At 54.1% G+C, this 15,937-nt stretch carries 2 protein-coding genes; both read left to right on the forward strand.

Annotated elements, in window-relative coordinates:
- The first annotated feature begins 255 nt into the window (after positions 1–255).
- Positions 256–6,693 (forward strand): Ig-like domain-containing protein, encoded by a 6,438-nt coding sequence (locus tag Pla22_RS15170; RefSeq protein WP_165440692.1) that lies wholly within the window; start codon positions 256–258, stop codon positions 6,691–6,693.
- A gap of 310 nt (positions 6,694–7,003) precedes the next feature.
- Positions 7,004–15,805 (forward strand): Ig-like domain-containing protein, encoded by an 8,802-nt coding sequence (locus Pla22_RS15175; protein WP_146515686.1) that lies wholly within the window; start codon positions 7,004–7,006, stop codon positions 15,803–15,805.
- Positions 15,806–15,937: the final 132 nt, after the last annotated feature.

Consider the following 15,937-nt stretch of genomic DNA (forward strand, 5'->3'; position numbering starts at 1 on the left):
CTCGTGAAAACGTCTTGAACAGCTGTCGTACGCGCTTCGCGTTTCTGCCTCCCACAGGGGTACATTGCTAGCGGAGGGGGGGTATAGTGTACGGGCTTTAAGCTGTAGTTCGGGTTTACGGGCAAAACCTTTTCAAGACACGTTGGGATCTCTGGGATGGCACCTCGGTCAATCAAACTAGTTCGGCGTCAACGATATCGCCGCGCACTGATAGCTCGTCACGCACTGCCATTTCGGCGCGCACTGAAATGTGAATTGCTGGAGCGTCGAGATCTCTTAGCAGGATCGCTCGAGTCGTTTTGCCCCGATTCCGATCACGGCGAAACCTTCGTTGTATCCGCCGTCGAGTCTCAATACTTTGCCGCGGACTCAGCCTCGTTGAACGCCGGTATTCAGCTGATGATTGATTCGTCCGACGAGGATGATCTCTACTTTGAAGGCCACCCTGATTCTCACCATCACGATGAACACCATCACGAAGAGTTCGGTGATCTAGAGGCCGTGGCGTTGTCCGACGGCATCGAGTTCTACCGAGCCAACGGTCGTTTTACGACCACGGCAACTGACGGAAGCGGGCTAACCTTCGGCGACCCGGCGACATTGACGTGGGGATTCGTCAATGACGGGACTAGCATTCCCGGGGGGGCTGTTCCAGGCGAGGTCACGGCTCCGAGTGACCTGATTGCATTTCTCGGCGGGATCTATGGAGTTACCACGAACGATACGAACTATCAGGATGAGCCATGGTTTCCACTGATTGAGTCGACCTTTGATCGTTGGGAAGAACTTTCCGGGGTGACCTACGTTTACGAACCGAACGATGATGGTGCGTCGTTCCCTGGTTCACCAGGAGTGCTAGGCGTTCGTCCCGATATTCGTCTCTCTGGCCATGCGTTGGACGGCAATTCCAATGTGCTTGCCTACAACAGCAGTCCGAATCTCGGTGACATGGTCATCGACACCACTGATTCGGTCTACAGCAATACGTCGTTGAACTCACGGCGGCTAAGAACGATTGTTGCCCATGAGCACGGCCACGGACTTGGGCTCAGTCACGTCGTTTCGAATAACGCGTCGTTTCTGATGGAGCCATCTTTGAATGTTGGATTTGATGGTCCGCAGCTTGATGACATCTACGGCATCCAACGTCTTTATGGCGATGCGCTCGAACCAAATGATTCGCTATCGGATGCCACCGACCTCGGAGTGATAGCGACGGGCGGTTCCATCGATCTTGGGGGTGATGCCACCGATACGGTGGTCGATATTTCTGATACGGGATTCTTAACGGTCGACGACCAATCCGATCTCGACATGTATGCTTTCACGATTGATGCAGCGTCTGATGTGACCGTGACAGTCACGCCAGTCGGACCGACGTACAACGAAGGCCCGCAGGGCGGTGTTCAGGCACCCTACGATTTGCTCACTCGTGCAGATCTTATTCTCGATTTGCTCGACGCCAGCGGAAACGTGATCTCGAGTAGTGACATCAGCGGTCTCGGAGGGGCTGAGTCGATCAATTCAATCTTGCCTCAGGCAGGAACCTATCATGCTGCGATTTCTACCGAGACCGCGCTGGCTCAGTTCTATGAACTATCGATCGACGTAGTGACGACACCGGCAGTCAACGTTCGACCTGACGTCGCGGGATCGAATTTGCGCGAGGGCGGGGCCGTGGAGTCGTATCAACTATTCTTAGGCACGACTCCGAACGGCGAAGTGGAAGTGACCGCGACGGCGGATGATCAGCTCGAGATCAGCCTGGACGCGATCGAGTTCTCGCAATCATTGACGGTGATTGCGAACGATGAAACACCCATCGATATCTTCGTTCGTGCCGTCGATGACAACATTTTTGAAGGAAGCCACACCGGAACCATCCAGCATCAAATCACTTCCACTTTCGATGAAACGGACTATCCGCTTTCACTTAGTGTCGCGCCGCTGCAAGTGAGCATCGACGATAACGAACTGGGCAGTTGGCAACCGGTAGCGCCAGACGCGGGGCAAATTCTCAAGAGCGTTGGCAATGAAGGTTCGCTTTCAGATGCAACTGACGTTCGTTTTTTCAATTTTGAACTCAACGCGGGGGAAACTCTCGCAGTGACGGCTCAACCGGACACCAACGAAACGCTCATTGTAGAGTGGCTGGGAGTATCACCGCCGGTTAGTTCGCCTGCACCAGGATCCGACGTCGTCATGACTTCGACGGTGGCGCTATCGACGGGGGTGCAGCAACTCAAGGTGACTGGAAGTGGCGCGACCGATTTCACTCTGGATGCTTGGCGGAATGCTGTTTTAGAAGACCTGCATAGTGATTCAAGTATGGCCACCCCTTTGCCTCTTGTGGCTGGCTTAGGTGTGGTCGATGTGAACCCGAACAATGCGGCGGTCTATGGGGTCATTGGCAAATCAGAGGCAGCGCCGGGAACGACCGTTGAGTTAGTCCAAAGAAGCGCGCCAACCGAGTTTGTTGACCTGTCGTTGCTGCCCGCGTCCAACACGTTCATGCTTAACAACAACTCATCGTTGTCGACTTCGATTTCAGTGGGTAACGAGGTCTTCCCTGCGGGAGTGTGGAAGATGTATGACAATGGCAGTTTGATTCCGACAACCGACTTAACGATCCCGTTGTTTCAGGACAACACCGCGATTCCGAACTCAGGGATCGACACTGCCATGATCCCGTTTTGGGACGATCTCGATGCAAGCCTTATTTACTACGACGAGATCGTAATCGACGGAATTCCTGCGTTTGTGGTTCAATGGCAGGATCGTCCGCATCGCAGTTTCGGTGGCGCGGTAACGTTCCAAGTTCAGGTCTTTGATAGCGGTCCCCTCTTGGCTAAGTATGCCTATCAAGACGTGTTCTTTGGGAATGCAAGTGTTGATCAAGGAGCTTCGGCTACGGTGGGCTTTCAGTCTGATAGCACGACAGCCGTCTCAGTTAGTACAAACTCTGCGTCGCTTAATGACGGAGACGTCGTGGACGTTCAGTTCGCGCTAGAACCAGATGTGGATGCGTACTCTATTGATTGGACTGGCAAGGTGGGGACGACAGTCGATGTCGTCTTGGAAGCACTTGGCACCGAGAGTTACGCAGGCGCCGAGTTGCAGATCATTGGTCCCGATGGCACGACCGTATTGGCCTCGGGTGTGAGCGACGGTTTGAGCGCCGGCGTTTCGACGGATCATGACTTGGCAATTTTCGACTTTGTTGTTCCCGCCGATGGTGTTTATTACGTTCGGCTTAGTGCGGCGTTGCAATCGGAGTATTCGATTACGGTTGCCGAGTCCGTGGTGGTCGATACCGAGCCTAATGACGCAGTGTCTGCACTCCGAACCGTACCGAGTGATGGACATGCGATGGGATCGCTTAGTGCAAGCACCGATGCAGAAGACCGGTATTCTGTTTCGCTCGCTGCGAATGAGACGCTGCTCGTTCGGACAGCAACGCCACTTGATCAGTTCGAGTCGGTTGGCAATTCGCTGGATCCGAGACTGACGATCATCGCGCCGGATCAAGCCACCGTGGTCGCTGATGATGCTGATACGGTGGACGGCAGAAATGCCGAAGTTGTTTTCACCGCCGTCACGGCGGGTGTTTATACGATTGTCGTGCAAGCAGAAGGGGGTGACGGGGATTATCAGTTGCTTTCGCAATCAAATCCTGTGTTGCCAGGTGAAGTAACCGTCAATCTTCCAAGCGGCAGTAGCAACGACGTTACCGTAACACTCAACGGCAGCGACGTTGAGATCCTTGACAATTCAAATGGGGGCAGCGTGCTTGATTCAGTCGCACTTGCATCTGCCCACTCCCTGGTGATCAACGGTGGCAACCAAGACGATACTCTTACCTTCGACTTTTCGTCTGGCTTCTTTCGCTTTCGTGATGGAATAGCGTTCAACGATCCAAGTGGAACGGATGAACTGGTCGTTGTGGGAACCGGTGCGTCGGGGGCAACCTACCAATCGGCGGGCAGCACGCTTGGCAACGCGAGTTTGGTGTTGCAGAACGGGGCCCAGCAATCACTGATCGCGTTCACTGGCATCGAGCCAATCGAGGTGTCCAATGTGCAGTCCTTTGAGGTCACCGGAACTCTCGATGTTGGATCGGACTCACTCGTTGTCAGTTCAGCGACATCGCTAAACCTTTCGGGGCTAACGACGATTGACGCGGGCGGAACGCTAAGTGCGACTTCCTTATCGTTAGAATCCGGCGAAACGATCACGGCAAATGGAGGCATGATATCTGCCAGGTTCGAAGGCGCCGCTGGGTCGCAGTTGAATGTCACCGACGATGCTTTCATCGGAGACGCGGCTTCGCCGAATGGTTTTGAGATGCTGGGGGAATTGGTGGTCGCGGGAAACACGACCCTTGAGCTTCTGGATTCCAATGCTGTCGAACTCGGGATGCAAACAACGCTGGGAGGCGGAGGGAATAGTGCAACCGTGGTCGCAGCCAACGGTTTCGCGTTGTTAGCCGGACAATCGGTCAGTGGATACGGAACTCTTGATTCCCCGGATCAGATTGGTCAACGCATACGCAACAATGGTTCCATCGTAGGGAACAGTCTTGCCGAGCCTGTGACTATTTCCGGCTTCCTGGACGGTATCGGTTCACTAAGCAATGTGCGGTTAACAGGCACGTACAGCCCCGGCGCTAGTCCAGCGCAGGTTAGCAATGGTAGCGTCGAATACACGGCAACCAGCAACACGTTGATGGAGGTCGGTGGTTTAGTACCAGGCGTCGATCACGATCAGGTCAATCACAACGGCAGCGTCACGTTGAGCGGCAATCTGTCCGTTTCTTTGATTGACCAATACGTACCAAATGTGGGTGACTCATTCACTTTGATGACCGCAACCTCAGGATTTTCAGGATCCTTTAATTCCGTCGATCTTCCCTTCGCAGAAGCAGGACAAACATGGGCCCTGGTCGTCGAAGGCAATCAGCTTGACTTGCACCTCGAGCTCGATCTGCCAATCGCAGTGGATGACCTGGCGATCACGACGGAAGCGAATCCTGTTGTCGTTTCAGTGTTATCAAACGACGAACCCGCGGGCGATCTAGAGATCATCGAGTACACAACACCGGGAAATGGTGCGGTAGTGAGCAATGGCGATGGCACCTTCACCTACACACCGGACGTCGGCTTTACTGGCACTGACTCGTTCGACTATACGATCGCGATGAATGACGTTGAGTTGATCGGATCGGAGGCAAGTAGCGGTGATCGGTTTGGATTCTCTGTCGATATTGATGGAGACTATGCTGTTGTCGGCGCTTACCTGGACGATCCCAATGGCTTAGCCAACGCCGGTTCTGCTTTCGTTTACCAGCGAACCGGTGATGCCAGTTGGACGCAGGTTGCGCAGCTAAACGGCGACCTGGATTCCACCGACGCTCAATCACAGTTTGGTTGGAGTGTCGCGATCGATGGAGATGTCGTCGTTGTCGCGGCCCAAGCGGATCGCGACATCGGGTTCCGCTCCGGCGCCGCTTATATCTTTGGACGCGATATCGGCGGTGCCGACAATTGGGGCCGCATCACAAAGATTGTTGGCAGCGATACCGCCAAACGTGACCTGTTTGGTCGATCGGTCGACGTCTCTGGCAATACCGTCGTCGTCGGGGCAAGCGTCGCCGATCCCGTCGGTATCTCCTCTGGAGCGGCCTATGTGTTTGAGCGTGATCATGGCGGCACGGACAATTGGGGAGAGGTCAAAAAGCTGATCGGAAGTACCCAATTGGCCGGCGATCGGTTTGGTCAATCGGTTTCGATCGACGCTGACCGAATCGCGGTTGGGGCATTCCGCCATAACGGATCGGCGAGCGATACCGGTGCTGTCTATGTCTTTGATCGCGACCAGGGCGGAACTGAAAACTGGGGTGAGGTCGCAGCCCTTGAAGCGGGTGACGGATCAGCAAACGACCAATTTGGCTTCAGTGTCAGCGTCGATGGAACTTTGGTTGCGGTGGGCGCGCCCTTGGACGATACCGGTGGCTCGAATCAACTCGGTAGCGTTTACGTGTTTTCGCGGGATGAAGGTGGTGCCAACAATTGGGGCCAAACCACCAAATTGCTCGCCAGCGACGGTGCGGCAGGCGACCGTTTGGGAATGTCAGTCGCCATTGACGGTTCACGGATTGTCTCCGGTGCGATCCAAGCCGACATCGGTGGCGATCGTTCGGGCAGCGCTTACCTGTTTGAAAACGCGGCCAACACCTGGACGCAAACCCGTGTACTGACGAACGAACAAGTCACCAAGGCCGACGAGTACGGTGTCAGCATCGCCATCGACGGCGATGTGGCAGTGATTGGATCATGGCTAGATAATCGACCCGGCAATAATACTGGCGGCGCCTATGCGTTTGACCTACGCACCGACACGGCAACAGTGTGGGTGGAAGTTGATACCGCGCTCGTGAAGTTCAATTTTTCTAATATTGTATTGGCGAAGGATGAGAGCGAACGGAACGTGGCGCCCGAATTGGTTGTGCAATCAAAGGATGCCTGGGAACCATGGAGCGATCGGAAGCGAAGAGGTTCAGCTCTCAATTCTCATAGCGTCGACGAAGTATTCACAAAGTTCGTTCAAAGAAGTGGTAGCGCAGATCCAAACGTTCTGTTGGATGCGGACAACATAAATGCCGAAGCGTTGCGAGATCTGGGCATCGCGAATTGAGGCGGTCGATCAGTGCGAATAGTTTGGCGGGAATTGTCGGTCTGACCACGTTGGCCGGGATACTCGTTTATGCATTTGAAGGATTCTGTGTGGGAAAGCATTCGCAAACGAGAAAAATGTTTCGTCGGCCATTGATTCGGCGAACGCCAGCGATAGAGTGGATGACGTAACGAATCGAAGTTGTAGTTTAACTTGTTTCGGCTACCTCCTATCTTGAACACTTCTCCTCCGCGTTGATGCCAAACAGCTGGTAGGCAAGGTCCATCTTAGGTTGCGTTTTTTGCGTTTCCTATTTTTCCAAGGCCTTTCCATGTCGATCGTATCCGCGCTGCGCAATTCTTGCTCGAAAAGAGATTTCTGTTCCGTTAGCAAGTCACTGGTTCCGATCAAACCTATCAAACGCATCAAGCGATTGATGATTATCGAAATGTTGGAATCTCGTGAGCTTTTAACGGCCGCGACAGGAGACCACCGATTTTTTGGTGCAATCGCGAATCCTGGTCAAACGGACACGTTTGAGTTTTCGTTGGCCGCGCCGCAACAGTTGTGGTTTGATACGCTCACCAATGACGCAAACATCTCATGGTCCATGGAAGGTGGGCAAGGGGCAGTTGCATCGTATGCGTTCTCGAATGACGACCAGGTCTTTGGCACTCAACCAGCAGGCGATTACACGGTCACCGTTTCGGGCAACGCTGACTACACCGGTTCTTATGCGTTTTGTGTTCTGGAAATGTCAACCTTAGCGACTTCGATCGCCGTGGATACAACGATCAATGGAGTCGTCGACCCAACCATCACCGCTAATCTTTACAGTTTTGCTGGGACGGCCGGGACCAGTGTTTACGTCGAATCGCTGAGCAACACGACTACTGATCTCAATGGCTATACGGCATCATGGTACGTTTACGATCACTATGGTACTCAGTTGGCTTCCAACTATTACTTCGCGAATGACCTCGGTCGCATCGACTTGCCAATTACGGGGACGTACACGATTGCCATTCAAGGCAATATCAATGCGACAGGGGGAACCGAAACTTACGCGTTGAAAGTTTATTCTGTCGCTGACACAACGACGGCGTTTACGCTTGGCACCGCCGTAGCGGGCAACACGACGGCTCCCGGCCAAGCGAATGAGTACACGTTCACTCTCGCCTCACCCACCAGTCTGTACTTCGACAGCCAAACCAATGACGGCAGCCTTCACTGGAGTCTGAAGGGGCCACAAGGAAACGTGGTGAGTCCAACTTCGTTTAACTACGACGACAATGTGATCGGCCTGATGCCAGCGGGCACTTACACGCTGACCGTCAATCGCAACGACGCAACCACGGGCGGCTACGCATTCAATCTGATCGACCTGGCAAATGCGACCGCGATTACGACCGGAAGCGTAGGCACCCCGGCCGGTCCGACGGTCACGGGAACACTGAGCCCCGCTGAATCGGCCAAGGCTTACAAGTTCACGGGTATCGCTGGCAATCGCTTGTTGTTCAACAACATCAACACCTCGGGCGACAGTGCACACTGGATACTGCTCGATCCATACAACAACGTCGTGTTCGATGACTACACGAGCACCGATCAAAGCAACGTTGTGATCTCGGCCAGTGGCACGTACACGTTGGTGATGGCGGGATACCTTGGCAACACGGTTGCGCCGTCGTTTGATTTCCAAATCAACTATCAATCGAACACCACGCCACCAACCATTCCCGGAACGGTCATCACACTCGGAACCGTCAAAAATGGAACCATTCCTGCTGGTGGCATTAGTTTTTATAAGTTCACGCTAGCCAGTCCCACGCAGTTGTACTTTGATGCTCGAACCGACAACACCAGTCTCGGCTGGACCTTGATCGGGCCGCAAGGAACCGTGATCAACTCTTACCCATTAGGTGCCTATTACGAAAACACCGGCGATGTTTTCATCGGGCTGATGCCCGCAGGCACCTATGCGCTGCAAATCGCTGGACCCGCTTCGACTGCTTTTTCATTCAACATGCTCGATGTGGGCGTGGCAACGAGCGTCACCCTTGATACTCCAGTGAGTAGTTCGGTATCGGCACGCGCAACCAAGCTCTATCGATTTGCGGGCACTGCTGGCACCGCCGTTTATGTTGATGTAACAACAAGTTCAAACAATCTCGAATGGAGGTTGTACGACCCGTTTGGAAATGTGGTTCCGATTGAGGGACCGGCAACCTCGGTGGGGCGTTTTGAGTTACTCGCAACTGGTGACTACACGCTTGCCGCGGTAAGCGATCTTTACGCGACAGGATCATCAAACTTTACCTTCAACGTTGAGAACGTCGTTGACACAACAACGGCGTTAACCTTGGGTGTTCCCGTGACCGGCACTATTTCAGTGCCTTCCCAAGTGAAGGACTATAGCTTTACGTTAACGCAGCCCACGCGATTGTGGTTTGATATTCAGTCGGTAGACAGCTTTGAAAATTATTGGCAGTTGATCGGACCGCTGGGCAACGTTGTCGCTGGCACATGGTTTGCCTATGACGACACAGACATCGGTCTTCAACCAGCGGGCGACTACACGTTGCAGTTAACGAGATCGTACAACACGACCGGCAGCTTTAGCTTCAATCTGCTTGACGTCGCTACAGCATCCAGTCTTACGATTGGAACGCAGCAGAACGACACTCTGGTTGGTCCCGTCACCAAGCTCTACAAGTTCACGGGAACAGCGGGGACGAGTCTGTATGTTGATTCCGTCAGTGATTCGACAAATGATCCCAACGGATACGCGGCGTCATGGTGTTTGTACGATCCCTATGGAACTCAGTTAGTCACAAATGCGTTTATCTATGACCTTGGACGCTTTGATCTTGAAACCAGCGGGCCGTACACACTTGCGGTGATCGGGCATCTGAATTCCATCGGCACCGAGTCGATTGCATTTAAGGTCTCAAGCACCGCCGACACAACCACGGCGCTGACTTTGGGAACACCGGTCACAGGAAACATTGCAACGCCTGGTCAGATCGACAAATACACGTTCACGCTCGGCGCTCCGGCTCAGCTTTGGTTCGATAGTCAGTCGGGTACTGCCTATCAAACCAATTGGCAGTTGGTCGGGCCGCAAGGCAACGTGGTAAGTAGCACCTACTTCAATTACGACGATCACATCATCGGCCTCATACCGGCGGGTGACTACACGCTGGAAGTGAATGAATCAGGCGGAGCCACTGGGACTTACGCATTCAATTTGTTGGACTACGCCGCTGCGATGAACCTAACGCTGGGTACCCCCGTCAGCGACACCCTCGTTGGTCCGGCGACGAAGCTTTATCAGTTTGCTGGCACGGCTGGTACGAGCGTGTTTGGCAACTCAATTAGCGATACGACTGACGATCCCAATGGATACACTGCTGGCTGGAAAGTCTACGATCAGTACGGAACGCTTGTCGGACAAGCATCGTATCTAGCCAACGACATCGGCCGCATCGACCTGCCAACGACGGGAACGTACACGGTGGTCATCCAGGGCAACTACAATTCCACGGGAACCGAAACTTTCACGTTCAATGTCTCATCGATCACCGACTCGACGACGCCCCTGACACTGGGCAGCGCTGCGACTGGCAATACAGCGATGCCAGGGCAAGTGAACAAGTACACGTTTACCCTCGGTGCCCCCACCTCGCTCTACTTTGACGTCCAGACGTACGACACCAGTCTTTATTGGAGTTTGACCGGACCACAAGGACAAGTTGTCAATCAAACATGGTTCTACTACGACGATCAAGTGATCGGATTAGTGCCTGCTGGCAACTACACGTTGACGCTGGAGCGATCCGACGACAGCACCGGAAATTATGCCTTCAACATGCTTGACTTCGCCAATGCAACCGCGATTACCACCGGCACCTCGGGCACTCCGGCTGGACCCACGGTATCGGGTTCGTTGAATCCTGCGGAATCGGCCAAGGCTTACAAATTTACTGGCGTCGCAGGCAATCGCTTGTTGTTCAACAACATCACCAACTCGGGCAATCCGGCCAACTGGATTTTGCTGGATCCGTACAACAATGTTGTCTTCAACGACAGTATTGCTAACGATCAAAGCACGGTGATCATGACCGCTAGTGGCACCTACACGTTGGTCATGACTGGCCAACTGGGCAACACGATTTCGCCAGCGTTCAGTTTCCAAATCAACTACGAATCCAACGTCACCCCACCCGCCATTCCAGGCACGACGATTACGTTGGGAACCGCCAGAACCGGTACGATTCCGGCTGGTTTGACTAGCTTTTTTAAGTTCACGGTTGCGAGTCCGACTCGGCTGTTCTTTGATAGTCGGACCGCTGACAACAATCTGACTTGGAATTTGATTGGTCCCCAAGGTACCGTGGTCAATTCCTACTACTTTGGCCCCTACAACGAAAGCACAGGTGATTTATCGATCGGCTTGATGCCGGCTGGTACTTATGCATTGCAAGTCTCTGGACCCTCCGGCACCCCATTCGCATTCAACATGCTCGATGTCGGTGCGGCGACCAGCGTGACGCTTGGCGCGACCACCAGCAGTTCGGTAGCAGTTCGTACGGCGAAGCTATACAAGTTCGGCGGCACCGAAGGAGACAACGTCTACCTCAGTTCCACCACGAATTCGACTACGACCGAGTGGGCTTTGTTTGATCCTTATGGCAATCAATTGTCAAACGCGACGATGCCCAACGCCCTTGGCCGTTTTGAACTTCCGTCGACAGGTGACTACACCGTTGCCATCCAAAGCAATGGCTATGCGACAAGCACGGCGAACTTCGCCTTCAAAGTTCAACCGGTGACGGACCAGACGTCACCGTTGACGTTGGGCACTCCCGTCACGGGTAGCATTACCGAGCCTGCTCAGGTCAGCCGATACACGTTCACGCTCTCGACGCCGAAGCAGCTCTGGTTTGATAGCCGAACGGACGATGCCAGCCAAATCGTTTGGAGCCTTAAGGGACCGCAAGGAACCGTCGTCGCAGTTAACTACTTTAGCTACGATGACCAGGTCATCGGATTGATGCCAGCAGGTGACTACGTGTTAGAAGTCTCGAGGCCCGACGACAGCCTTGGAGCGTTCGCGTTTAACTTGCTGGATCATGCCGCAGCAACGAACCTGACCTTAGGGCTGCCCGTCACCGATAGCATAGTCGGTCCCGTGACCAAACTATATCAGTTCGCGGGAACCGCCGGAACGAGCGTATTTGTTGATTCGATTAGCGACACTACGAATGATCCCAATGGCTACACCGCATCGTGGATCGTGGTGGACAAATTCGGTGCCGTTGTGGCGTCGAACAGCTACTTGAGCAACGATCTTAGTCGCATCAACATGAATTCGACGGGCATGTACACGTTGGTGGTTCAGGGAAGCCTCTTTTCGACGGGCACCGAGAGCTTCTCGTTCAATGTTCGCAGCGTCAGCGATGACGATCGTCAACTTTGGGGAACCCCTGGAAGCGATTCGATGGTGGTTGAGTACCTCGGTGCTACGACACGTGATGTCTATCTGAACGGCTATCTGGCCGGAACGCTGTACGGTGTCGAACCGTTGACGCTTGATGGCAAGGCTGACACGGATTCGCTTAGCGTGATCGGAACCAGCGCCGCGGATGCTTTCGCAATCACGCCGACGGAAGTCAACCTGGGCTCGGTTTCCAACTTGGTGGCGGACATCGAAAGCCGCAGCGTTAACGGTGGATCCGGGGCAGATACGTTTAGCTACTCAGGCAGCAACCCCGATCTAACGCTGTTGGGTGGCGCAGGTCTTGATACGTTTAGTCCTGGCAACGCAGCGACAGTCTACAGCATCGACGGCGGCGCAAACGGTGCCACCATCAACTACTCCGCAAGTACTGTCGGAGTGGTGGTGGATCTTGCCGGTAGCATCCTCACGGGCGTCACACAGTTTTCCAACGTCACCGGTGTAGTGGGAAGTCCGCAAAGTGATGCGCCGATCGGTGCCTCGTTTGGCAAAACGGCACTCGAAGACACTGCCTATACGTTCACAGTCGCCGACTTTGCCTTCACCGACCCGGGCGACGTTCCCGCTCACGCATTGCAAGCCGTCAAGATAGCGACGCTGCCTGCCGCAGGCGTATTGACCAACAACTCCGTTGCCGCTGTCGCTGGAGACAGTGTCTCGGCGGCCGACATTGTGGCTGGCAATTTTAAGTTCACTAGCGCAATCAATGCGAGTGGCCCGACGTACGCCAGCTTTACGTTCCGAATTCAAGATAACGGGGGAACAGCAAGCGGCGGACTAGACTTGGACCCAACGGCTCGAACGGTGTCCATCGCGGTCGCACCCGTCAATGATCCACCGGTACAAACCGCTGGTACGGTATCGCCGTTAAGTGTGCTTGAAGATTCCCCGATCACGACCTTTGGACTGACTGGATTGACGTTTGGGGCTGGTGGCGGTAGCGATGAATCGACTCAAACGCTGACTTACAAAGTAACGGAAATTCCCGCGTCGATCGGTGGCGTCTACTTGAGCGACAACACCACGGCGGTGGTGCTCAATAGCACCTATAGCATCTCGCAAATTCAAGGCATGAAGTTCCTGCCACTTTCCAATGCAAACGGTGCGGACAATTTCGTGGTTTCCGTTGCAGACAACGGCGGCACGACCAATGGCGGTGTCGATACACTGTTGGTCACGATTCCGGTCACCGTGACATCGGTCAACGATGCACCCATGGGCGTCGCAACCTCCGTTTTATTGCCTGAGGACACGAGCTACACCTTCAGTCTCAGCGACTTCACCTTTGCCGAAGCGTCGGACAATCCTGCCAACGCTCTGCTCGCGGTAAAGTTGACAACGATCCCGGCTGTGGGAAGCATTACCAACGACAACGTTCCTGTCGTGGCGGGTAATAATGTATCAGTTAGCGACATCGTATCCGGTAAACTCAAGTTCACTCCGGTGCCAAACGCCAATGGAACGTCCTACGCAGGCTTCACGTTCCAAGTGCAAGACGACGGTGGAACGGCCAACGGAGGAATCGACTTGGATTCAACGCCTAAAGCGTTTTCGTTGAACGTCACGTCAGTCAATGACGCACCGCTGGGAACATCAAACGTCATCAACCTGTCGGCTACTGGCGTTTATACGTTCGTCGCCAACGACTTTGGGTTCAGCGATCCCAACGATTCGCCGGCTGACTCGTTCTTGGCGGTCAAGATCACAACGCTTCCGAGCTCAGGAGCCTTGACCAACAACGACGTTGCGGTCACACCTGGGACTAGTGTCTTGGTCAGCGACATCGCTACCGGGAAATTCAAGTTCACCTCGATAGGATCGAGTTCAGCGACCTTTATGTTCCAGGTTCAAGATGATGGTGGAGTGACCAACGGCGGCGCGGATACTGATTCGAACGCAAAGTCAATCTCACTGGTGTCTGCTTTTGTTGCTGTCAATGACTCTGAATTTGCTGGCACCGCACTTCCAGCCTACGTGTCGGTACTCGACAATGATATCCCAAGTGGTGTGCTGCAAGTGATCGGTGCTACCAACGCTGCCAATGGTTCAGTCACGGTCGTTGGCAGCGATGTCGTATACACATCCAACCCAGGCTTTACTGGAACTGATTCGTTTGACTACACGATGGCTTTGCAGGACGCTGAACTTGTCAGTTCGGCTGCCAGCAGTGGAGATCGGTTTGGGTATTCCGTCGACGTTGATGGCGACTACGCAGTCGTGGGAGCCTACCTTGACGATCCGAGCGGGCGAACCAACGCGGGCTCGGTGTTCATCTACCGTCGCACCGGTCCCACCACTTGGACTCAAGTCAAACTGCTCAACGGCGACCTGAACGTAGATGACGCCCAAAGCTATTTCGGTTGGAGTGTTGCGATCAGTGGCGACACGGTGGTCGTTGGTGCGCAAGCGGACCGAGACAATGGCTTCAAAGCGGGTGCGGTTTACGTGTTTGATCGCAACGAAGGCGGGGCAGACAACTGGGGCCGTGTTGCCAAGATTTATGGTAGTGACACAGACAAAAACGACTACTTCGGTCGATCCATCGACATCAGCGGCGATACCATCGTCGTCGGTGCAAGTATCTGTGGTTCGTTGGGTGCAGCCGCTGGCGCTGCGTATGTGTTCCAACGTAATCAAGGCGGTACGAATGCTTGGGGCCAGACAAAGAAACTGGTCGGCAGCACTCAAGCCGCTGGCGATCGCTTTGGTCAATCAGTTTCGATCGACAACAACACGATCGTCGTGGGAGCATTCCAAAATGACGTTGTCGCCAACAACGCGGGCGCCGTGTTTGTGTTTGACCGGGATACTGGCGGCGCGAATAACTGGGGTGAGCAAAAGGCGGTTTACGCAGTTGATGCAAGCGCAGTCGACTACTTCGGCTATTCGGTAGCCGTGTCAAACGGCGTGATAGCTATCGGAACCCCGCTCGATGACGAACCTGGCAAGAACCAAACCGGATCGGTCTATGTGATCAGTCAAAACCAAGGCGGAACCAACAACTGGGGACAAACGGCACGGCTATTGACGGCCAACCCAGTCGCCGGTGATCGCTTGGGATGGTCCGTCGCCATTGACGGTAATCGGATCGTCTCGGGCGCCATTCAAGCCGACATCGGTGGCGACCGTTCGGGTAGCGCCTACCTGTTTGAAAACGTCGCTAGCACATGGTCGCAAACGCGAGTGCTGGTCAACGACAAAGTCACGACCGCCGACGAGTACGGTGTCAGCATCGCTCTAGACGGCGACATGGCGATCGTCGGATCGTGGCTAGACAATCGACCGGTCAACAATTCTGGTGGCGCTTACGCGTTTGACCTTCGCACCGACACCGCGACCGTCACGGTTGACGTCTCTTCACCTCCGTCTGAGGTGCCATCAGTCGTATCGTCGAATTTGGCTGGTGGCGAAAGCGATGATCTGGTGATGTCGGTCTTGTCCGATGCGCAGGCGTCGCCAGTCGCGACTAACCAGCCATTGAGGCATCAAGCCATGAAACCTCTTGAAGCAGAACAGGTCGACTTCCTATTCACGTCGGATGCAATTGACACCCGAGAAGAAAATGTCGTCCTTCTTAGTGCCGTTGCGCTAGGATTAGAGTTTTTTTGGTAAAGTCAATTCTAATACAAATTAAATAGGCCGATTGAGCGTTTGTTATCTCGCAACGTCTGATCAATTCGTGTCTCTATGTCGCCAGTGCTCGTACCCAACCTGGGTGACTGGTGCGTTTGGCTATCGGGGCAA

It is taken from the genome of Rubripirellula amarantea, assembly GCF_007859865.1.
Classification (GTDB): Bacteria; Planctomycetota; Planctomycetia; order Pirellulales; family Pirellulaceae; genus Rubripirellula; species Rubripirellula amarantea.